Origin of the sequence: Streptomyces spectabilis (assembly GCF_008704795.1) — a bacterium.
GTDB classification, from domain to species: Bacteria; Actinomycetota; Actinomycetes; order Streptomycetales; family Streptomycetaceae; genus Streptomyces; species Streptomyces spectabilis.
In genome coordinates, this window is the sequence record NZ_CP023690.1 from 27,575 (window position 1) to 46,290 (window position 18,716).

At 73.2% G+C, this 18,716-nt stretch carries 17 protein-coding genes; 8 read left to right on the forward strand and 9 right to left on the reverse strand.

Features of this window, described 5'->3' with window-relative positions:
• Nucleotides 1–9: 9 nt before the first annotated feature.
• On the reverse strand, nucleotides 10–828 hold the full coding sequence (locus CP982_RS00130; protein WP_150508558.1) for an SDR family NAD(P)-dependent oxidoreductase: 819 nt from the start codon (nucleotides 826–828) through the stop codon (nucleotides 10–12).
• Nucleotides 829–1,097: 269 nt separating this feature from the next.
• Between CP982_RS00130 and CP982_RS42905 the strand changes: the two genes are divergently transcribed.
• The 3 genes from CP982_RS42905 to CP982_RS00140 all read left to right on the forward strand — a co-directional run bounded on the left by CP982_RS42905 (nucleotide 1,098) and on the right by CP982_RS00140 (nucleotide 3,632).
• Nucleotides 1,098–1,223: a hypothetical protein gene (locus CP982_RS42905; RefSeq protein ID WP_260423114.1), complete on the forward strand. Its 126-nt coding sequence runs from the start codon at nucleotides 1,098–1,100 to the stop codon at nucleotides 1,221–1,223.
• A 504-nt stretch (nucleotides 1,224–1,727) separates the two neighbouring features.
• Nucleotides 1,728–2,765 (forward strand): vWA domain-containing protein, encoded by a 1,038-nt coding sequence (locus tag CP982_RS00135; RefSeq protein ID WP_150508559.1) that lies wholly within the window; start codon nucleotides 1,728–1,730, stop codon nucleotides 2,763–2,765.
• A 330-nt stretch (nucleotides 2,766–3,095) separates the two neighbouring features.
• A complete protein-coding gene (locus CP982_RS00140; protein ID WP_150508560.1) occupies nucleotides 3,096–3,632 on the forward strand; it encodes a hypothetical protein in 537 nt (178 codons plus the stop codon).
• 384 nt (nucleotides 3,633–4,016) lie between these two features.
• On the opposite strand, the gene CP982_RS00145 is transcribed toward CP982_RS00140, so the two are convergent.
• The 4 genes from CP982_RS00145 to CP982_RS00160 form a co-directional block, all read right to left on the reverse strand.
• Nucleotides 4,017–5,069, reverse strand: coding sequence for an LLM class flavin-dependent oxidoreductase (locus CP982_RS00145; protein WP_150508561.1), 1,053 nt, complete (start codon nucleotides 5,067–5,069; stop codon nucleotides 4,017–4,019).
• A gap of 137 nt (nucleotides 5,070–5,206) precedes the next feature.
• Entirely contained in the window at nucleotides 5,207–5,968 is a 762-nt protein-coding gene (locus CP982_RS00150) for a MerR family transcriptional regulator (RefSeq protein ID WP_150508562.1), read from the reverse strand.
• An 88-nt stretch (nucleotides 5,969–6,056) separates the two neighbouring features.
• Nucleotides 6,057–6,662, reverse strand: a complete 606-nt coding sequence (locus CP982_RS00155; protein WP_150508563.1) for a TIGR03086 family metal-binding protein — start codon at nucleotides 6,660–6,662, stop codon at nucleotides 6,057–6,059.
• Between the two features lie 257 nt (nucleotides 6,663–6,919).
• The gene (locus CP982_RS00160; RefSeq protein WP_150515222.1) at nucleotides 6,920–7,684 is read right to left on the reverse strand and encodes an ArsR/SmtB family transcription factor; all 765 of its coding nucleotides are present in this window, start codon (nucleotides 7,682–7,684) and stop codon (nucleotides 6,920–6,922) included.
• 252 nt (nucleotides 7,685–7,936) lie between these two features.
• Here CP982_RS00160 and CP982_RS00165 point away from each other — a divergent pair, with 252 nt between their 5' ends.
• The 4 genes from CP982_RS00165 to CP982_RS00180 all read left to right on the forward strand — a co-directional run bounded on the left by CP982_RS00165 (nucleotide 7,937) and on the right by CP982_RS00180 (nucleotide 12,824).
• Entirely contained in the window at nucleotides 7,937–10,276 is a 2,340-nt protein-coding gene (locus CP982_RS00165) for a molybdopterin cofactor-binding domain-containing protein (protein ID WP_150508564.1), read from the forward strand.
• Between the two features lie 65 nt (nucleotides 10,277–10,341).
• A complete protein-coding gene (locus CP982_RS00170) occupies nucleotides 10,342–10,818 on the forward strand; it encodes a (2Fe-2S)-binding protein (RefSeq protein WP_150508565.1) in 477 nt (158 codons plus the stop codon).
• A 99-nt stretch (nucleotides 10,819–10,917) separates the two neighbouring features.
• Complete coding sequence (locus CP982_RS00175; protein ID WP_150508566.1) at nucleotides 10,918–12,276, forward strand: tetratricopeptide repeat protein; 1,359 nt, start codon at nucleotides 10,918–10,920, stop codon at nucleotides 12,274–12,276.
• A 131-nt stretch (nucleotides 12,277–12,407) separates the two neighbouring features.
• Nucleotides 12,408–12,824, forward strand: coding sequence for a hypothetical protein (locus tag CP982_RS00180; RefSeq protein WP_150508567.1), 417 nt, complete (start codon nucleotides 12,408–12,410; stop codon nucleotides 12,822–12,824).
• Between the two features lie 13 nt (nucleotides 12,825–12,837).
• On the opposite strand, the gene CP982_RS00185 is transcribed toward CP982_RS00180, so the two are convergent.
• Entirely contained in the window at nucleotides 12,838–13,407 is a 570-nt protein-coding gene (locus CP982_RS00185) for a GNAT family N-acetyltransferase (protein WP_150508568.1), read from the reverse strand.
• A 225-nt stretch (nucleotides 13,408–13,632) separates the two neighbouring features.
• Nucleotides 13,633–14,706, reverse strand: a complete 1,074-nt coding sequence (locus CP982_RS00190; protein WP_150508569.1) for a Rossmann-fold NAD(P)-binding domain-containing protein — start codon at nucleotides 14,704–14,706, stop codon at nucleotides 13,633–13,635.
• A 387-nt stretch (nucleotides 14,707–15,093) separates the two neighbouring features.
• Here CP982_RS00190 and CP982_RS00195 point away from each other — a divergent pair, with 387 nt between their 5' ends.
• On the forward strand, nucleotides 15,094–15,855 hold the full coding sequence (locus CP982_RS00195) for a GbsR/MarR family transcriptional regulator (protein ID WP_150508570.1): 762 nt from the start codon (nucleotides 15,094–15,096) through the stop codon (nucleotides 15,853–15,855).
• Between the two features lie 19 nt (nucleotides 15,856–15,874).
• Here CP982_RS00195 and CP982_RS00200 read toward each other — a convergent pair whose 3' ends face one another.
• Together CP982_RS00200 and CP982_RS00205 are read right to left on the reverse strand one after the other, a co-directional pair.
• A complete protein-coding gene (locus CP982_RS00200) occupies nucleotides 15,875–16,660 on the reverse strand; it encodes an SDR family NAD(P)-dependent oxidoreductase (RefSeq protein ID WP_150508571.1) in 786 nt (261 codons plus the stop codon).
• A gap of 141 nt (nucleotides 16,661–16,801) precedes the next feature.
• Nucleotides 16,802–18,391: a nitrosuccinate lyase gene (locus tag CP982_RS00205; protein ID WP_229879724.1), complete on the reverse strand. Its 1,590-nt coding sequence runs from the start codon at nucleotides 18,389–18,391 to the stop codon at nucleotides 16,802–16,804.
• Between the last annotated feature and the right edge of the window lie 325 nt (nucleotides 18,392–18,716).

The following is an 18,716-nucleotide window of genomic DNA, read 5'->3' on the forward strand; positions in this document are numbered from 1 at the left end:
GGTGGTCCGCTACAGGTGCGGGGTGGTGCGCGGCTCGATCCGGTGGTCGAAGGCGGCACCGCCGACGCCGACCGTGGTCATTCCGCCGTCGATGGTGAGGACGGTCCCGTTGACGTAGGAGGCGGCGGGCGACAGCAGCCAGCCGATCGCCTCGGCGACCTCCCCCGGGTCGCCCGGCCGCCCGGCGGGGTTCAGCCGGTTCGCCTCCTCGTACGCCGCCTCGGTACCGCCGGCCAGCCCTGCCTCCGCCGCGAACCGCGCCATGCGCTGGTCGGCCATCTCCGTGCGCACCCAGCCCGGGCACACCGTGTTGGCCCGCAGCCCCTGCGGCCCGTAGTCGACGGCCACGGAGCGGCACAGGTGCAGCAGAGCGGCCTTGGACGTCGCGTAGGCGGCGTTGCCGGCGCTGTTGCGGAGCGCGGCGACGGAGGCGACCGCGACCACCGCGCCGCGGGCGGCCAGCAGATGCGGCAGCGCGGCACGCAGCAGCAGGAACGGGCCGGTGAGGTTGGTCCTCATCAGCTCTTCCCAGTCCTCGACCGTGGTGTCGCCGACCGCGCCCCCTCCCCCGGTTCCGGCGTTGAGCACCAGGCCGTCGAGGCTTCCGTAGGTCTTCAGCGTCGTCTCGACGAGCTCGCGCACGGCATCGGGGTCGGCGGCGTCGGAGGGGTGGGCCAGTGCTCCGGTCTCCTCGGCGACCCGGCGCAGGGGCTCGGGCCGCCGCCCGGAGATCACGACCTGGTGCCCGTCCGCGCGCAGCAGCCGGGCGGTGGCGGCCCCGATTCCCGTTCCCCCGCCCGTCACCAGGACAACACGCTGTTCCGCCATGGTCGTTCGCCTCCGAAGGTCGTCTTCCGGTTCCCCGTACGGCGAGCATACGAAGCGGTGGTGCCGCCGGGCCGGTGGGGTGCTGCTTGGGTTTCAGGGGGCGTCGGCTTGTCGGCTTGTCGGTGTGCCGGTGGCTCGGGTGCGGGGCTGCGGTGTGCTGGGGCTGTTCGGCTGTGGGGGCCTTCGGCGCTTTGAGCACGCGTGGTGGTGGGGCCGCGTCATTGCTGTCACTGGTGGCCGCGGTGACGTCTGCGGCGTCGAGTGCGGAGTTGACCGCGCCGAGGGCCTTGGGCTCCGGCGTGAGCTTCCACGTGGTGTCCACCGTGAAGGTCACCGAATCGGACCACCCGGGGCTCCAGTGCGTGCCGTCGTCCGTCGTGGCGCGGAAGGTGTAGGTCTTGCCGTTGACCGGCTTGCCTTCCGGAACGGCGACCTGGGACGTCTTGCCGGTGGCCACGGGGCCGGCGGCCTTCACGGTGGAGACGGCCTTGCCGGTCTCCTTGTCCGTGATCTGGTACGTGCCCCGGACCATGTCGTTCTCATCGGCGTCCTGCGGGGTGAAGCAGGGTGGGGGTCAGGGTGTTGAGCTTGTAGATGCCGCCCTCGGTGACGTAGGGAGGCCCGGCCTGGAGGCTGGCGCCGATACGGCCTTGCGACCAGGGCGTTGGCGAAGAGGGAGGTTTCCCAGGTCATGCACGAGCGGGCGACCCTCTTCTGCTTCTACGCCGCGTCCGCCCGGTCCCCGGGCCTGCCGAGCTTGAGGTCGGTCGACGCGGACTGGTCGGTGGTGTCGCCCTGGGCCCCGCGCGCCCGATGTTGCCGCCGTCCTCCTGCTCAACGCCGATTGTCAGTGGTGGGTGAGACGGTAGGTCCATCGACTCGGATGAGGGGGAGCGGTCATGTCCGGAAGTCAGAACTACATCAATCATGTTGCTCTTGTGCTGGATGCCAGTTCGTCCATGTCACACCTGAGCGGCAAGGTCGTCGAGGTGGCCGACCAGCAGATCGCCTATCTGGCCCGCCGTTCGGAGGAGCTCGACCAGGAGACCCGGGTCACGGTGTACGTCTTCGCGGACACGGTGGAGTGCGTCATCTACGACAAGGACGTGCTGCGCATGCCGTCCTTGAAGCAGCTGTACCAGGCAGGGGGCATGACGGCGCTGCTGGCGGCCGCGCTGAAGTCGCAGCGGGAGCTGGCGCAGACAGCCCAGCTGTACGGCGATCACAGCTTCCTGACGTTCGTGCTGACCGACGGTCAGGAGAACGTCAGCCATCGCTGTCCGGACGCCCCTTCTGGGGATCCGCGTGAACTGGTGCAGGCGGTGGCCAGGTTGATCGAGACGCAGGAGGACAACTGGACGCTGGCCGTCCTGGTGCCGGACCAGATGGGCAAGCGCGAGGCCATGCAGTGCGGCTTCCCGAAGGACAACATCGCCATCTGGGACGCCACGAGCACGCAGGGCCTGGCGGAGGCCGGGCTGGTCATCCAGCAGGCCACGGAGAAGTTCATGGTGGGCCGCGCCCAGGGCATCCGGGGATCGCGGGCGGTGTTCTCCACGGGTGCGGAGGCGGTCAACAAGGACACCATCGAGGCGGCGGGGCTCACCCCGGTCGATCCGTCGACGTACCAGCTGATTCCGGTGGCGCGTGAGGCGGCGATCCGGGACTGGGTCGTCGAGTGCGGGCACACGTACCGCACCGGTGGCGCGTTCTATCAGTTGAGCAAGTCGGAGAAGATCCAGGCGCGCAAGCAGGTGGCGGTCCTGGAGAAGAAGACGGACCGGTTGTACATGGGTCCGGAGGCCCGGGCGCTGCTCGGCCTGCCGGACACGGAGGTGCGCGTGAAACCGGACCACAACGACGACTTCACGATCTTCGTGCAGAGCACCAGTGTGAACCGGAAGCTGGTCGCGCATACGCGGCTGCTGCTCATCTGATGCCGTAAGGCTCCCGCCAGCCGGTCAGGCGGTGCGGCTGGCGGGGCCACGGTCATCAGGCCCGGGTGCGGGCGGCACGGCGCCAGACAAGCGCCGCGATTCCTGCAGGGATCGGTAGCGTTCTCCAAGCACGGCCGATTCGCCGGCCCGCATCGGCTGCCAGGCGGAAGCTACTCGGCTCCTCGGCGTCAGCGAGACCGCGCGGAGGCACCCGGTACACCACGCGTGACGGGGGGCGTGCCCGACGAGCCCCTGCCTCACCCGCGGGCGGAGTGGGGCAAACCGTGAAGTACCAGATCTCTGCTGGCTGTTCGGGAGTACCGTCGCTTCATGGACGGCGCACGGCAGGAAGCCCCCGTGGAGCCCCGGCCCGAGTATCCGCCCAGGACCCCGACCCCGCCGAAGAATCCCCCTTCGCCGCCCCCGCCCGGCCCGCCTGCTCCGCCGCAGAAGCGGGCCGGGACGCCGCCTGCCCGCCGCCGTGCGGCCGCGCTGATCGCGAACCGGCGTGCCGCGAACTGGGCCCTGGAATCAGCCCCCTGGTCGCAGGCGAAGACCGCGGCCAAGGTCGTCGAACAGTTGCGCTCCTGGGGGTACCTCACCAGCGCCGCGCAGCGGGAGAAGTACACCGCGGTGACCCGCCTGCTGGCCGGGGCCGCGCTGGGCGACGGCGGCCAGCGCATCACCGTCCACGTGGCCGACCAGGACGGCGCGGCACTGATCATGGCGCTCTCCCACCAGGACGGGCCCGGCCAGAACGATGAGACGCTCCTGGAGGCGATCGCCGCGCTCGGGGTGCTGTCCTGCGGCGCCGACACCGAACGCGACGAGGCGGGAAACCGGCGCTGGGCCCTGCTGGAGCTATGAGCTGAGAGGCCGAGATCGTCCGTCTCGAGCGCGCCCGTGCCTATCTGCAGCCCGGAGACGTCCGTTCGGCCGGGTGCCTGCCGGTGGAAGCAACTCCGTCCACCGTCCCCAGCGCGCGCTGGGGCACGGCGACGAGTGGCAACGTGCACTGGTTCTGCTGCGGCGGCCCTCTCCAGGCCTGTGCCTGCCTCCACGCCCTGACGGAGGCCGTGCCACAGCAAACCGCCCGTGAACCGGGTCTGTGGCACTTCGGCCGGCCCACCGCGCGTCCCACCGGCGCCGGGTCTGGCTCTCGGACTTGGGCGGATGCGCGGTGGGTTGCTGTCCGGGGCGTCTTGCCGGGGCCGGGGTGGGGAGGCCGGGTGGTGTGGTTGTGGGGTGTGTTCAGGTGAGGAGTTCGGCGAGTCGGGTCATTTCGGTGGGTGGGTCGGTCACTGGCTGGATGAGGAGTTCGTCGATGCCTGCCTGTTCCAGGGCGGTGATGCGGGTGCGGATGTCGTCGCGGGTGCCGACGAGGGCCAGGGTGGTCATCAGTGAGGGCAGGACCAGGTCCCGGTCCTGGGCTGCGATGCGTCCGAGGTAGTTGGGGTAGAGCTTGGTGTACCGGTCCGGGGCGGTGGCGGTGGTGCCGCGCCGGTTGAGGAGTTCGCGCACCGCGGCGCGTTCGTCGGGGCCGAGTTGTTGCGCGACCTCGGGTGTGTCGGCGGCGTAGTCCAGCAGTGACAGGACGAGGTGACCGGTGGCGTCCCGGGCCGCGTCGCCGGCGGGGTCCTCGTTGTCGTGCAGCAGGTGGAGTGCGGTGACCACGTAGGAGTGTGCGTGGGGGGCGGGGTCGCGGTGCGTGCTGTGGGCGGCCTGGCGGCGGGCGTCGTGCAGTGCGTGCCAGGCGGTGGGGTCGAGCAGGCCGAAGGAGATGAGGCCGGCGCCGCGGCGGCCGGCGACGGCGGCGGCCTTGGGCCCGAGCGCGGCCACGGCGAACTCGATGGGATCGGCGGTGTTCACGTGTGCGCCGGTGTGCAGGAAGCGGATGTCGCGGACCCGGTCGCCTTCGCGGTAGGCGGTCGGGCGCCCGGCGCACAGGTCCTGCAGGGCCGCGGTGAAGTGCTCAAGGGCGGCGGTCGTGGCCGGTGGCATGCCCAGGGTGCGCCGGGCGGTGTTGCCGGTGCCGATCCCGCAGATGATCCGGCCCGGGGCCAGGGCGTTGAGGCTGGCGAACCCGCTCGCTGCGGCCGGGGCCGAGCGCAGCACCGGTGAGGTCACGCCGATTCCGAGCCGGATGCGGCGGGTGGCCTTCGCGCACAGGCTCAGGGCGACGAAGGGGTCGCCGTGGACCATCGGGGTGTCGTTGACCCAGAAGCTGTGCAGGCCCAACGCCTCGGCCCGTACGGCGAGTTCCTCCACGCCGGGCTGAGCGGCGACCACGACGCCTGCACGCATCGAACCTCCAAGGCAGGTGGATCTCTTCGAGGTTGCTCATGCTGGCAGATTCCAGGGCCGGGCCCAAGGCCGGGACCGGGAAGCGGCCCGGCCCCGGCAGGGCCGCCGTACCCCCGTGGCGGCGGCCCGGTCCCGGCTCAGCGCAGCCGGGTTGCGGCGTATGTCTCGATGGCGGCCCGCTGGTATGCGGCCAGGCCCGGTGCGATCGACTCGTACACCGCGTGCCAGTGTTCGTTCTCCACGCAGGACCGGCCGATCGCGCGGTACTCTTCGGCGGTGGCGGCCCGGATGCGGGCCAGTGTGCGGTACTGGGTGTCGGTCTGGGCCTGCACCGCGTCGGCGTCCGCGGGCAGGCCGGCGGCCAGCAGTTCGGCCAGCCGGATCATCTGTGCCGTGCGCTCGCGCTCGTCGGCCTCGGTCTCGGCGTCGTTCAACGCCGCGGTGTGCCGCTCGATGGCCCCGGCCAGGTCGGGGAAGCCGTGCAGGGCTTTCATGCACTGGGCGGACCGGACGCCTTCGAACAGGTTCTCCGGCCGGCTGATGGTGATCATGTCGGTGCCGTCCTTCCTGGACTGCTCCAGTTCGGTGATCGTGCGGGCGACGGTGCCGGCCAGGACGTCCAGCCGGTCGCGCTCGGCGAGCAGCCGGTGGTAGTGGCCCCGCAGGGCCTCCAGTTCGTCGACCTGTGCGGCCAGGATCCGGCCGATCTCGGGCAGGCCCAGGTCCAGTGTCCGCAGTACGAGGATCTGCTGCAGCCGCAGCAGTTGGCGCTCTTCGTAGTAGCGGTGGCCGCCGGCCCCGGTCCGGGCCGGCGGCAGCAGGCCGATCTCGTCGTAGTGCCGCAGGGTCCGGGCCGTCACGCCCGATATCCGGGCGACCTCTTCGATCGGCCAGGCCATCGCCGCCTCCCTCGCACGTCTGCACCCGGCCGGATTCTCCGGCTCTGTTCAGGACGGTAGAGGCTTCCGCTGCGGCAGCTTCAAGGGGTCAGGGCCGGCGGCCGACGAAGCACAGGAACGCGGTCTGCGCGTCGGCGCCCGGGGGGACGGGCGTCTTCGGGCCGAAGGCCCAGGGCTGGCGCAGTGCTTCGTCCATGGGCTTGAGGTGGGCGTGGACGTGGGCGACGGCTTCGGGGTCCAGGCGTTCGTCGCCGCCGGTGGCACGGGCCAGGTCCCAGGTGTGGATCAGGACGTCTTCCGGCAGGGTCTCCACGATGTCGGCGAAGGGCATGGGGCCGGCGAAGGTGGGCATTTCGGCCCGCAGGCAGGCGGGGTCGTCGATCGCGGCGGTGAGGCCGTCGGCGATCTCCTTCCAGGCAGCCTGCGGGTCGGCGTCGGGGGCGAATTCCGGCAGGCCGCCCATGTCGGCGACGGCGATGCCGTGCAGCGGTGCGGGCTGGGTGCCGTGGACGGTGGCGAGGATGCGCCGGGATTCGTTGATCACGTGGGCGGCGATGTCGCGGGCGCTCCAGCCGGGGCAGGGGCTGGGCGCGTTCCAGCGGTCGGCGGGGACGGTGGCGAGGCGGGCGGCGAATCCGTCGGCGGTGCGGCGGAAGCGGGCGGCCGGGGCGGAGGCGGGGGTGGGGGTGGGCATGGTCGTGTTCCTCGGGGGGTGTTGCGGGGGGGATGGAAGTGCCTTGCGTGTGCAGGGGGGGTTGCAAGGTGCAGGGGTGGTGCGGCGTCTTGGGGCGGTGGGACATCTCCCGGCGGCGCTCGGTCCCGGCACCTCGCGGTGGTGCTCGGCGTCTCGCGGTGGTGCGGCGTCCCCGGGCGGGTGCGGCGCCCTGGGGCCGTGGAGACCTCAAGGGCGGGGTGGCGGTTGGGGGGCTGTGGGGCGTGGCGGTGCCGGGGTCAGGACCAGGCGGGCAGCGGCAGGAGTTTGCCGGTTTCCAGGTAGGTCTTGAGGTTGGACAGGACCGCGGACCAGCCGCCTGCGGCCTGGCGTCGCTCGGCGTCGTCGCGCAGGTTCTCGTGGGTGACGGTGAGCTGGACGGTGCCGCCGAGGGGTTTGAGGTCGAAGGTGACGGTGGAGGGGCCGTCGGGGCGTTCCTCGCCGGGGCTCGCCCAGGTGACGACCAGGCGTGTGGGTGCGGTGGCTTCGATGACGGTGCCGGTGATGTCGGCGGTGCCGGTGGCGTCGGTGCGGCGGTGTTCCCAGGTCGAGCCGGGCTGCCAGTCGGAGACGTTGTGGTGTCCCCAGTAGGCGGCCGTGATGTCGGCGTCGGTCAGGGCCTGCCAGACCTTTTCGGGGGTGGCTTCGATGTAGGTGGTGTACACGAAGTCGGGTTTGGTGGTGTGGGGGGTGTTCATGGCGCTTTCCGCTTTCTGTTTCAGGGTGTCCAGTGCCGTGAGGCGGGGGCGGTCGAATTTGCTGATCCAGCGTTCCTGGATGGCGTGGATCGGGACGGGGTTGAGGTAGTGGAGTTTTTCCCGGCCTCGTTTGACGGTGGTGACGAGGTTGGCGGCTTCCAGGAGTCCCAGGTGCTGGGTGGTGGCCTGGCGGGACATGCCGAGGCCTTCGCACAGCTGGGTCAGGGTCTGGCCGTTGTCCTCGTGCAGGCGGTCCAGGAGGTGTCGGCGGGTGGTGTCGGACAGGGCTTTGAAGGCCTTGTCCATGTCGTCGTTCACCCCTCCAGTAAGGCAAGCATTTACCTGCATGTCAACTGGTGACCGGACCGCTACCTGCAGTGACCATCCTGTGTCTCTCTGGTGCGGCGGAACCTCCGGCTGCCCGGGCCTTGCTCCCGGCGCCTTCCGGGGGCACGCTCGGTGACCGGGTCGGCGACGTAGAGTTCGTCTTGATCTTTCCGAGGGGCACGGGTGCCGGTCGTGCGGCTCGGTGCGGGGCGTGTCGAGATGGGGTGCGGGATGGGTTTACGGCGGAAGGCAACGGCCGGGGACGGGGCCGGAGTTGAGCGTCCGGAGGCGGCGGGGCCGGGCGGGGGCGGGGTGGGGCGGCGCCGGTTCCTCGGCTTCGTGCTGGCCGCGCCCACCCTGGTGACCGCTGCCGAGCTGGGGACGGCGCCGGCGGCCGAGGCGGGGACCGCCCTGCCGGAGATCACCGACCTGGTGGACCTGAACGACGTGATGACGACCGCGGCGCTGCCGACCTCGCACCTGGTGACGGTGGAGGTGCACGAGGACGGCACGGTGTCGTTCGCGCTGCCGCGGGCCGAGGTGGGCCAGGGCATCACGACGTCGACGGCGATGCTGATCGCCGAGGAGCTGGGGGTGCCCCTGGAGCGGGTGCGCGTCACGCTGGCCGACGCGCGGCCGGAGCTGGTGTTCAACCAGCTCACCGGCGCGTCCAACACCACCATCTCGACCTACGCCCCCATCCGGGTCGCCGCCGCTGTGGCCCGGGAGCGGCTGCTGCGGGCCGCGGCCGACGTGCTCGGCTCTCCGGCCGGGGGGCTCTCGCTGGAGGCGGGCGTCGTCAGGAGCCGCGCGGGCGGGAGCGTGGGGATCAGGGAGCTGGCGAGGAAGGCGGCGAGCGTCACGGTGCGGCGGGTGGCGGTGGAACTCAAGGAGCGCGGCCGGTTCACGGTCATCGGCCGGCCCCACAACCGGATCGACGCGCTCGCCGCGGTGACGGGGCGCAAGAAGTTCGCGATGGACCTCGATGTTCCCGGCGCCCTGCCCACCATGGTGTGCCGGGCGCCGACCCTCAACGGCCGGGTCGGTTCGGTGGCCAATCTCGAGGAGGTCCGGGCCATGGCGGGCGTCACCGATGCCGGGGTGGTCTCCACCGGTGTGGCGGTGCGCGCGCGGACCTTCGGGCAGTGCATCGAGGCCGTGCGCGCGCTGCGGGTGGCGTGGCGGCCCGGCACCGCGGAGGGCAGCTCGGATGAGTCGGTGCTCGAGGAGCTGCGGGAGGCGGAGCTGCCGCTCGGCCTTCCGCCGCTGACGAAGTCGGTGGAGGCCCGGTTCACCTTCCACTTCCGCGGCAACAGCGCGCTTGAGCCCAACTGTGCGATCGCCGACGTGCGGCCGGACGGGGCGGAGATCTGGTCGGCGCTCAAGGCGCCGATCGTCGCCAAGCAGGCCATCGCGGCGCGGCTGGGGCTTCCTCCGGGCGCGGTGCGGGTGCATGTCACCGAGGGGGGCGGGTCGTTCGGGCGCAAGCTGTTCTTCGACGCGGCGCTGGAGGCCGCCGAGATCTCCCGGAAGTTCGGCAAGCCGGTCAAGCTCATGTGGCACCGGGCCGATGACGCCCGGCAGGGGCGGGCCCACCCCATGGCCACCTCCCGGGTGCGGGCCGCCTACGCCGGTGACACCGTGCTCAGCTTCAAGCAGCGGCACACCAGCGTGGCCACCGACTTCGGCCACGGCCTGGGCGAGGTGTTCACCGCGCTCGCGGCGAAGCTGCCGGTGGGCGATGCCGCCTTCTCCCAGACGTTCTTCCATCTCACGCAGTCGATGCCGTACGCCTTCGGTGTGCACAGCCGGCTGCTCAGCGAGACTGGCAAGGGGTTCAACACCGGCAGCATGCGCGGTGTCTACTCCCCCGACGTGGTGTGCGCGCGGGAGCTGATCGTCGATCAGCTCGCGGCGAAGACGGGCAGGGATCCCTTCGGTTTCCGGCGCGAGGCCCTGCGGGACGCCCGCGCCCGGGCGGTGCTGGAGAAGGCGGCCGAGGCCGGGGACTGGGGGCGGCGGCTGCCGGAGGGGATGGCGCAGGGGATCGCCTTCCACGGCGAGTACCGCGCGGCCAGTGCCGTCCTGGTGGAGATCGACTGCCGCCGACAGACCGTGGAGCGGCCGGTGCGTGACGGGGTGAGCGGGCCGCGGGTCACCAAGGCCGTCGTCGCCGTGGACGTCGGCCTGGCCGTCAACCCGCGGGGCCTGGAGGCGCAGATGATGGGCGGTGTCATGGACGGGATCGCGCAGGCGCTGACCTCCAGCCTGCACCTGCGCGAGGGACACTTCCTGGAGGCGAGCTGGGACAACTACTTCTACACCCGCCAGTGGAACACCCCGCTGGAGCTGAAGGTCGTCGTCATGCCGCCCACCACCGGCGAGCCCGGCGGTGCCGGGGAGCTGGCCGTCGCCGCGTCGATGGCCGCGGTGGCGTGTGCCTACGGGCGGGCGACGGGCAGCATGCCCACGCGGTTCCCGGTCAACCACGGCACGCTGTCCTTCGTGCCGAAGCCGACGGTGCCTCCCGTTCCCGCATCGCCCACCGACGGGCTCGACCATGTCCGCTGACCCGTTTCGTCCCCCCCGGCGGGCCCGCGGGCTCCTCAAGGGGGCCTTCGTTACAAGGAGTTGTCGTGCCTGAGCACACGTTTGGTCTCAACGGCGAGCAGGTCACGGTCGAGGCCGCCGACGACGAGAGGCTGTTGTGGGTGCTGCGGGACATCCTGGGCGTGACCGGGCCGAAGTACGGCTGCGGCATCAACGTCTGCAAGGCCTGCACCAGCCACCTCAACGGCAAGGCGGCCAACCCGTGCGCGATCCGCGTCAAGGACCTGCGGCCCGGTGATGAGGTCACCACCATCGAGGGTCTTGCCGACACCGTGGAGGCGGAGCTGCATCCGATGCAGCAGGCGTGGCTGGAGCAGGACGTGGTCCAGTGCGGCTACTGCCAGCCCGGCCAGATCATGGCGGCGGTGGCGCTGGTGCGCCGCGTCGCGCAGGAGGGCCGTGAGATCACCGATGCCGATCTGGACGGGATCCGCAACATCTGCCGCTGCGGTACGTACTTCCGTATCCGGGAAGCGATCCGGGCCGGTGCCGCACGGATGTGAGGGCCTGCCCCCACGCCCCGGCTCCGGTGTCCCCGCAGGGGTGTCCGCCGGGCCGGCGGGGGGCAGGGTTGTGGCGGCGGGCTTCGGGAGGCGGGCTGGATGACCAGGGATCGGCACGGCCAGGTGATGACGTGCACCGACGCCGCGGCGGTGCGGCACTACGAGAAGGCGCTGGAGGAGCTGCTCTTCTTCCGCGAGGAGGTGGCCGGGCAGGCCGGGGCCGTGCTCGAGGCCTCGCCCCGCTCCGTGATGGGCCACGTCCTGAAGGCCTACCTCGGGCTGCTGGGCACGGAGGAGAAGGACGCGGCCCAGGCGGCCGAGGCGTTCGGGGCGTTCCGCCGGGAGGTTGCGGCCGGGGGCCTGACGGCGCGGGAGCGGATGCATGTCGAGGCGGCGTCCGCCTGGCTGGCGGGCGACATGCACCGGGCCGGCCGGGTGCTGGGCGACCTCGTGGTGGCGCACCCCCGGGACGTCCTGGCGCTGGCCGTCGGCCATCAGATCGACTTCTTCACCGGGGACGCGGTGCTGCTGCGCGACCGCATCGGCGGGGCGCTGGCCGCCTGGGACCGGGACGATCCGCACTACGGCCTGCTCCAGGGCATGTACGCCTTCGGCCTGGAGGAGGCCGGGCACTACACGCTGGCCGAGCAGGTGGGCCTGGAGGCCGTCGAGCGCAACGCGCGCGACGTCTGGGGCATCCACGCCGTCGTGCACGCCTACGAGATGCAGGGGCGGCACGAGGACGGCATCGGCTACCTGGATGCCCGCCGGCAGGCCTGGTCGAGCGGCAACTACCTGAAGGTGCACAACTGGTGGCACTACGCCCTGTATCTGCTGGAGACGGGCGACACCGGCGAGGTGCTGGCCGTCTACGACGCGGCCCTGCACCACGAGGGCTCGGCCGGGGCGGCGATGGAGCTCCTGGACGCCTCCGCGCTGCTGTGGCGCCTGTATCTGGCGGGCGCCGGCACCGGCAGCCGGTGGGAGGTGCTCGCGCGGGCGTGGGCGCGGCGCCAGGACGGGCCGCACTACGCCTTCAACGACGTCCACGCCGTGATGGCCTACGTCGGTGCCGGCCGGATCGGGGATGCCGAACGGCTCATCGGTGCGCGGGAGGCGTGGCTGGGTGAGGCCGGTGCGGGGGTGTCGAACGCGGCGATGACGGCGCGGATCGGTCTTCCGGTGTGCCGGGCGCTGGTGGCGTACGGGCAGCGGCGCTACGCGCAGGCGGTGGGTCTGCTGCTGCCGTTGCGCCGGTGCCTGCAGGAGTTCGGGGGCAGTCACGCCCAGCGGGATGCGCTGCAGAAGACGCTGGTCGAGGCCGCGTTGCGCGCGGGTGAGGACGATCTGGGCCGCACGCTGCTGAGCGAGCGCCTCGCTCTGCGCTCCCGGTGCCCGTACAACCAGCGGGCGTGGGCGCGGCTGGCGGCGAGGGGGCCCGGGGGGATGGCCGGCTGAGGGGCGTGCGGTGTCGGGCCGTGTCAGGGGTGTGTCAGGCCGGTGACAGGCGGGGCGGGGATCGTAGAGGCATCAAGCACCGGGCGGTCGTCTGAACCCCCCGGTCCGTATGTCCCGTTGAGGAGTATCCGATGTCTGTCGCTCTCGCTCTGACCGTCCAGGACAAGGACATCCTGCGCCGTGCCGCCTACGGTGCCGTCTCACTGATGGCCGCCGCCGACGCCGTCGCCGGAAAGCCCCACAGGGCCGCCACCCACGGCTGCCTCGCCCTGGCCTCCGCGACCGGCCCGGTCGGGCACGTGCTGGCCGAGAAGACGCGGATCAGGAACCTGGACGGCGCGAGCGCCGCCGCGCTCGCCGACCAGGTGCTGCCCGCGCTGGCCGCGGCCGTGGACCTGCTGGACCGGCAGTCCCCGGCAGAGGCCGCCGCCTACCGGAGCACCGTCCTGATCGCGGTGGAGGCGGCCGCCCGGGCGCACCGCGGTGAGCCCGGGCCGGTGGCGGCCGCCATGGCCCGCACGATCGCTGCCGCGCTCGGTGCCGGCTGAGCGGGGGTGCCGGTCAGGCGGCCCGGTCCGCGTTCCACTGGGTGCGGGTGATCGCGTACTCGACGGAGCGCAGGTCGGTTCCCGGCGGGAACCAGCTGGCCTCGGCGTCGAAGTCGCGTGCGTGGCGCAGGCCGACGGCGGCCATCGTCGCCCGGGAGGCGGTGTTGGCGGCCGAGGTCATGGCGCAGATCCGGTCCAGGGCGAGGTCCTGGAAGCCGTGCCGGATGAGTTCGGCCGATCCCTCGCTGCCCAGGCCCTGTCGCCAGTGGCGGCGCAGGAGCCGGTAGCCGAGTTCGGCCTGGCCCGGCGGGGCCGGTTCGTCGGTGTCGCCGGGGGGCCGCAGGATCCAGTAGCCGGTGAAGTGTCCGCCGGTGAACCCGGCCCAGTACCCCAGGCCGTCGGCGCGCCGGGCGTCGGCCAGGGCCGCGCGGTGGGCGGTGTCCACCACCTGTGCGCGGGTGCGGGGGCCGCCCAGGTAGCGCATCACCTCGGGGTCGGCGTCGAGCTCGATCTGGTGCTCGATGTGTGCGTGGGACAGCGGGACGAGGCGGAGCCGTTCGGTGTGCAAGATCGCTTGGGGCATGGCGTCCAGTATCTACGAGCGGACAGCGGCGGGCGGGGCGCGGGGGGTGTGCCGCCGGGCTGCGGGGCGGCGTGGGCGGGGCCCGGGGCTGTGTATGATCTTGGGGTAACTCCGGTGCGGGGCACGGGAGTCACGCGTCTGTGGTCCAAGGAAAGACGCCCATCATCCGATGGGAAATGCGGGTGCAAGGCCTGCCGGGCGCTCTGAATTGGTGTATCGGGCTCCTCACCGAAGCGGTGAGGGGCCCGGTGTCGTTTGCGGGGTGTGTCCCGGGTGGCCGGGCGGGGGTGTGGTCCAGTGGGCCCGGCCGGCCACGACGGTGGCGAGGTGGGGCAGGAGTGCGGTGCTGCGGGTCCAGGTCGCGGAGTTGAACAGGTAGGAGGGGCTGTCGGGGACGGCGTAGTACTGGACGCCGGCGGTGATCTGGCGCAGGGGGTGGGCCAGGGTGGTGGGGTGGGCCCAGGGGAAGCCGGCCTCGGGTGCGGCGGGGATGTCCACGATGAGGGTGCCCGGCTTGAGGGCGGCACTCTGGGCGGCGGTCAGGAAGGTCAGCGGCTCGCCGGCGGGCGGGGGCTCGCAGGTGACGATGATGTCGTGGCGGGCGAGGAGTTCGGCCAGGGGCAGGTGGCCGGTGGTCCGGACGGCGTGGAGGGTGCCGGTGTCGTCGGTCTCCAGCTGGGCGGTGTGCTCGGGGGCGCCGGGGCCGGGGAAGCGGGTGGTGAGGCGGGTGATGCGGGTGATGTTCTGGGTCCGCAGGGCGTCGACGGCTCCCTGGGCCGCCGCCCCGTCGCCGATGACGGCCGCGTGCAGGGGCGGGCCCCAGTGGCCGGTTCTGCCGGCGGCGGCCAGGGCGTGGGTGACCGAGCAGTAGCCCGTCATCGCGTCCGGGTGTGCGGGGGCCTGGCGGGGGGTGTGGTCCGGTCTGGGCGGGTGGGGGCGGGACGGGGTGAGGAGGGCGGGGCGGCGGCCCGGGGGCCGGGCGGGGGCGGCGGGGGCCGCCAGGTGCGGGTAGGCCCACAGGATCTGGCCGTTCTTCAGGTCCGTGAGGTCCTGGGGGGCGGGGTGGTGGACGAGGATCACGTCGCATTCGGCGAAGATCTCCTGGCGGGTGCAGATGCCGCCGCAGGCCTGGGCGAGGTGGTCGTCGCTGACGCCGAAGGCGGTGCCGTAGCCGGTCTCGACGTACAGCCGGCTGCTGATGCCGGCCTCCAGCCGGGCCAGGTGCTGCGGGTGCAGGGGCAGGCGCCGGTCGCCGGTCGCGCGGGGTGCCGTGATGAGGCCAACCGTGAGCTGGGTCATGCCGATGTCCTCGTCCTTTGTTTCGGAGGGGCCCGGTCGCCGCCGGGTGACGCCGGTGGCGGGCGCCGCGGGCGTCGTGCGGGGCCCTGGCGGGCCGCTGTCCCGGCGGGGATGGCGGTGGCGGGCGGGCCGGGGTGAGTGGGTGTCAGGGCAGGTCCGCGCAGGGCGTCTCACGGGGCCTTCACCGCCTGGAAAACGCTATGTTGCATTCATTTTCGGGTCAACGAATAGCGGGCTGCCGGGCGGGTGAGTGCGCAGGTCAGGAGGGAGAAATTCTTGCAAAGGGGCTGATGGTTAATGCAATGATTGGCTGATTCATGCTTTGCAACGAGCTGAATTCGAACGCACACTGGCCACCGCACACGCCAGCGCACGAGGTGACCAGCCATGCCAGGGAACAGACTGACGCAGCAGGACCGCCGGCAGATCGCGGCGGGCCTGGCCGACGGGCTTTCGTACACCGCGATCGCCAAACACCTGAAGCGGCCGACGTCGACCGTCACCCGGGAGGTGATGCGCAACGGCGGGCCCCGCGAGTACCGGGCGGACCGCGCGCACCACGCGGCGGGGCGGCGGGCCCGGCGGGACCGGCCCGCGGGCGGCGCCCTGCCGCAGCCGTCGCTGCCGGCGGCCGGCAGCGAGGACTACGGGCGCAACGGGCAGGCGGTGCGCGCCTACGAGGAGCGCCTGGTCCATCTCCTGGTCTCCATCGGCCTGCAGGGGATGGTCTCGCGGGTGCTCGCCTGCATCTGCGTCACCGACTCCGGCAGCGTCACCTCCGCCGACCTGGCCCGGCGGCTGCGGGTGAGCCCGGCCTCGGTCTCCAAGGCCATCGGCCAGCTGGAGCGGCAGGAGATCGTGCGGCGCGAGCGCGAGGAGGGGCAGCGGCACGACCGGTACGTCATCGACGACGACGTGATGTACCGGGCCATCGTGGGCAATCTGCGGCGCAACACCGCCTTCGCCGAGACCGTCCACGAGGGGGTCGGGGTGCTGGGCGCCGCCACGCCCGCCGGGGCGCGGCTGCAGGAGATGGGCCAGCTCCTGGACCACGTCAGTCACAGCATGATCCGGTCGCTCGAGCAGTGGCGGGCCCTGACCGCCCTGCCGGCCGGGCCCGGCAGCGGTGCGGGTGGGCAGGGCGGATAGGCGGCGGCGCGGGCGGTGTTCAGAGCTGGCGCAGGGCGCCGCCGTCGACGGGCCATTCGGAGCCGGTGACCTGGCCGGCCAGGGGGGACAGCAGGTAGGCGATGACGCGGGCGACGTCGTCGGGGGTGCCGATGCGGCCGGTGGGCAGGCGGCGCACTTCGCGCACGAAGTGGTCGACGGCCTCCTCGCGGGGGCGCTGGAAGCGGGCGGCGAGCTGGTCGGCGAAGCCGCCGGGGGCGTCGAACAGGGCGGTGCGGGTGGGGCCGGGCGAGACGACGTTGGAGCGGATGCCGCGGGGGCCGAACTCCGCGGCCAGGGTCTTGGAGACGGACAGCAGCGCGGTCTTGGCGGCGGCGTAGTCGACGATGGGGGCGTCGGGGAAGCGGGCGGCCTCGCTGGCGACGTGGACCAGGGAGCCGGCCTGGCCGTCGAGCAGGGCGGGCAGGGCGGCGCGGGTCATGCGCACGGCGGAGTGGAAGTTCAACTCGAAGCTGTGCAGCCACTGTTCGTCGCTCACGTCGAGGAAGCCGGTGCGCGAGGTCAGGCCGCCGACGTTGTTCACCAGGCCGTCCAGGCGCCGGTGGTGCTCAAGGACGGTGTCGATGACGCGGGCGGGGGCGCCGGGGTCGGTGACGTCGGCGGCCAGGGTGTGGATCGCGGGGCCGGGGGCGGTGATCGTGTGGGGGGCGCGGGCGACGGTGACGACCTGGGCGCCTTCGGCGGCCAGCAGCCGGGCGGTGGCCTCACCGATCCCGGCGGAGGCCCCGGTGACGAGGAAGACCTTGTCCTTCAGGTGCAGTTCCACGAAATGAGGTTCCGGTTCCTTGGGTGAGCGGTTCACCGCGCCCGCGCGGGCGCGGTGCGGTGGCGGAGACCTCAGGCTAGGGGCCCGGCGCCCGGGGCGGGGCCGGGCACCGGCGATGGCGCTCGTACGGGTGTGGGTCGCTCAGCTGTCCGCCCGCGGCGGCAGGGCGCGGTCGACCAGGGGGGCCGCGGCGCCGGTGTAGTGGGCGGGGTCCAGCAGGGGGCCCACGAGGCCGTGGTGGGGGGCCAGTTCGCCGGTGGCGGCCAGGATCTCGGCCAGGGTGCGGCCGGTGCGGGCGGCCTCGTCGGCGGCCTGGGACAGCAGCGCCCCGGCACGGGCGCGGCCCAGGTGCGGGGTGAGGGCGGCGGCCACGCGTTCGGCCAGCATGCGGCCCTGGGTGAGGCCGGTGTTGCGGCGCATCCGCTCGGGGTCGGTGCGCAGGCCCTCGGCGAGGGCGGCCGCGGTGTGGGCGGCGCCGCCGACCAGGCGCAGGGCCTCGCGCAGCGGCTGCCATTCGGCGTGCCAGGCGCCGGCGGAGCGCTCGTCCTCCGAGAGCAGGCAGTGGAAGAGGGTGGCGGCGAGCGCGGGCACCTGCAGGGCGGTGGAGCGGATCAGGGTGGACAGCACGGGGTTGCGTTTGTGGGGCATGGCCGAGGAGCTGCCGCGTCCGGGCCGGGTGGGCTCGGTGACCTCGCCGATCTCGGTGCGGGTCAGGGTCTGTACGTCGATGGCGAACTTGCCGAGCGCGCCCGCGGTGAAGGCCAGGACGGCGGCGGTGTCGGCGATGGGGGTGCGCAGGCTGTGCCAGGGCAGGTCGGGGGTGGCCAGGCCGGTCTCGGTGGCGAAGGCCAGGGTGAGGTCCTCGGTGTAGGAGGCGGGGTCGGTGACGGTGGTGGCGTGTTCGAGGTAGCCGGCCAGGGTGCCCGCGGCGCCGCCGAGGGAGACGGGCAGGCCGCCGTCGAGGAGGCGGTCCGTGCGGGTGAGGGCGTCCTGGATGAGCTGGCGCCAGCTGGCGGCCTTCAGGCCGAAGGTGGTGGGCAGGGCGTGCAGGGCCAGGGTGCGGGCGGTGGCCAGGGTGTCGCGGTGGGTGCGGGCGAGGCGGGCCAGGGCCTGGGCGGTGCGGTGCAGGTCGCCGCGGATCAGGCGCAGCGCGTGCGCGGTGACCAGCATGGTGGCGGTGTCGAGGATGTCCTGGCTGGTGGAGCCGCGGTGCACGTACTCGGCAGCCGTCGCGTCCAGGGCGGCGACTTCGCGGGTGAACTCCTTGACCAGCGGCACGACCGGGTTGGCGGTCTCGCGGGAGGCGAGGGCCAGCAGGCGCGGCTCGATGCGGGTGGCGGCCGCGGCCCGGGTGATGGTGTCCGCGGCCCTTTCGGGGATGGTGCCCAGGCGGGCCTGGGCGCGGGCCAGGGCGGCCTCGGCGGCCAGCATCGCGTGCAGCCAGGCCTGGTCGGTGACGGCGGCCTCGGCGGGGACGCCCGCGCGGACGGGGGCGAGCAGGCCGGTGTCCTCGGCCGCCTCGGCCGCTTCCCCGGCGGGCCGGGCGGCCTCTTCGGCGGGCGGGGGTGCGGCCGGGGCGGGGGCGGGGGTGCCGTCGGGGCGCGGCGGTGTGCCGGTGGCGGGTTCGGCCCGGCCCGCTGCCGCCGCGGGCCCTTCGCCGCCGGGCGGGGGCGGGCCGGGGTCCGGGGCCAGTGGTGCCATCTCGGGGGCGGGGCCGCTGGGTTCGGACATGGGAGCACCTCGCTGGGCGGGACGGACGGGGGCGGCGGGGCGGGCGGGCGTCTGCGGCGGGGCCCGCCCCCACCCCGGCGGGGGAAGGAGGCGGCAAGGGGCCGGTCTTCCCCTGCCGGGATGGCGGGACCGGAGCGCTTCGCCGCCGCGGACGGGCAGGAGCGGGCGCTGCCCGTCCGCGGCGGGCACGGGCGGCCGCCCCCCTCCGCGGGGAAAGGGGCTGCTCTCCCCCGGTGTTGGAAGGGGGCGGGGCGCTGCCTGTTCGTGGAGGGCACAGGGGCCCGCCTGGAGCGGGAGGGCCTGCCCTCCTCCCCCAGGCCGGGCC

Bases quoted from the DNA above. Each gene is read 5' to 3' on its own strand.
- CP982_RS00130 (WP_150508558.1), bottom strand. From the start codon at position 828: ATGGCGGAACAGCGTGTTGTCCTGGTGACGGGCGGGGGAACGGGAATC.
- CP982_RS00135 (WP_150508559.1), top strand. From the start codon at position 1,728: ATGTCCGGAAGTCAGAACTACATCAATCATGTTGCTCTTGTGCTGGAT.
- CP982_RS00140 (WP_150508560.1), top strand. From the start codon at position 3,096: ATGGACGGCGCACGGCAGGAAGCCCCCGTGGAGCCCCGGCCCGAGTAT.
- CP982_RS00145 (WP_150508561.1), bottom strand. From the start codon at position 5,069: ATGCGTGCAGGCGTCGTGGTCGCCGCTCAGCCCGGCGTGGAGGAACTC.
- CP982_RS00150 (WP_150508562.1), bottom strand. From the start codon at position 5,968: ATGGCCTGGCCGATCGAAGAGGTCGCCCGGATATCGGGCGTGACGGCC.
- CP982_RS00155 (WP_150508563.1), bottom strand. From the start codon at position 6,662: ATGCCCACCCCCACCCCCGCCTCCGCCCCGGCCGCCCGCTTCCGCCGC.
- CP982_RS00160 (WP_150515222.1), bottom strand. From the start codon at position 7,684: ATGGACAAGGCCTTCAAAGCCCTGTCCGACACCACCCGCCGACACCTC.
- CP982_RS00165 (WP_150508564.1), top strand. From the start codon at position 7,937: ATGGGTTTACGGCGGAAGGCAACGGCCGGGGACGGGGCCGGAGTTGAG.
- CP982_RS00175 (WP_150508566.1), top strand. From the start codon at position 10,918: ATGACCAGGGATCGGCACGGCCAGGTGATGACGTGCACCGACGCCGCG.
- CP982_RS00180 (WP_150508567.1), top strand. From the start codon at position 12,408: ATGTCTGTCGCTCTCGCTCTGACCGTCCAGGACAAGGACATCCTGCGC.
- CP982_RS00185 (WP_150508568.1), bottom strand. From the start codon at position 13,407: ATGCCCCAAGCGATCTTGCACACCGAACGGCTCCGCCTCGTCCCGCTG.
- CP982_RS00190 (WP_150508569.1), bottom strand. From the start codon at position 14,706: ATGACCCAGCTCACGGTTGGCCTCATCACGGCACCCCGCGCGACCGGC.
- CP982_RS00195 (WP_150508570.1), top strand. From the start codon at position 15,094: ATGCCAGGGAACAGACTGACGCAGCAGGACCGCCGGCAGATCGCGGCG.
- CP982_RS00205 (WP_229879724.1), bottom strand. From the start codon at position 18,391: ATGTCCGAACCCAGCGGCCCCGCCCCCGAGATGGCACCACTGGCCCCG.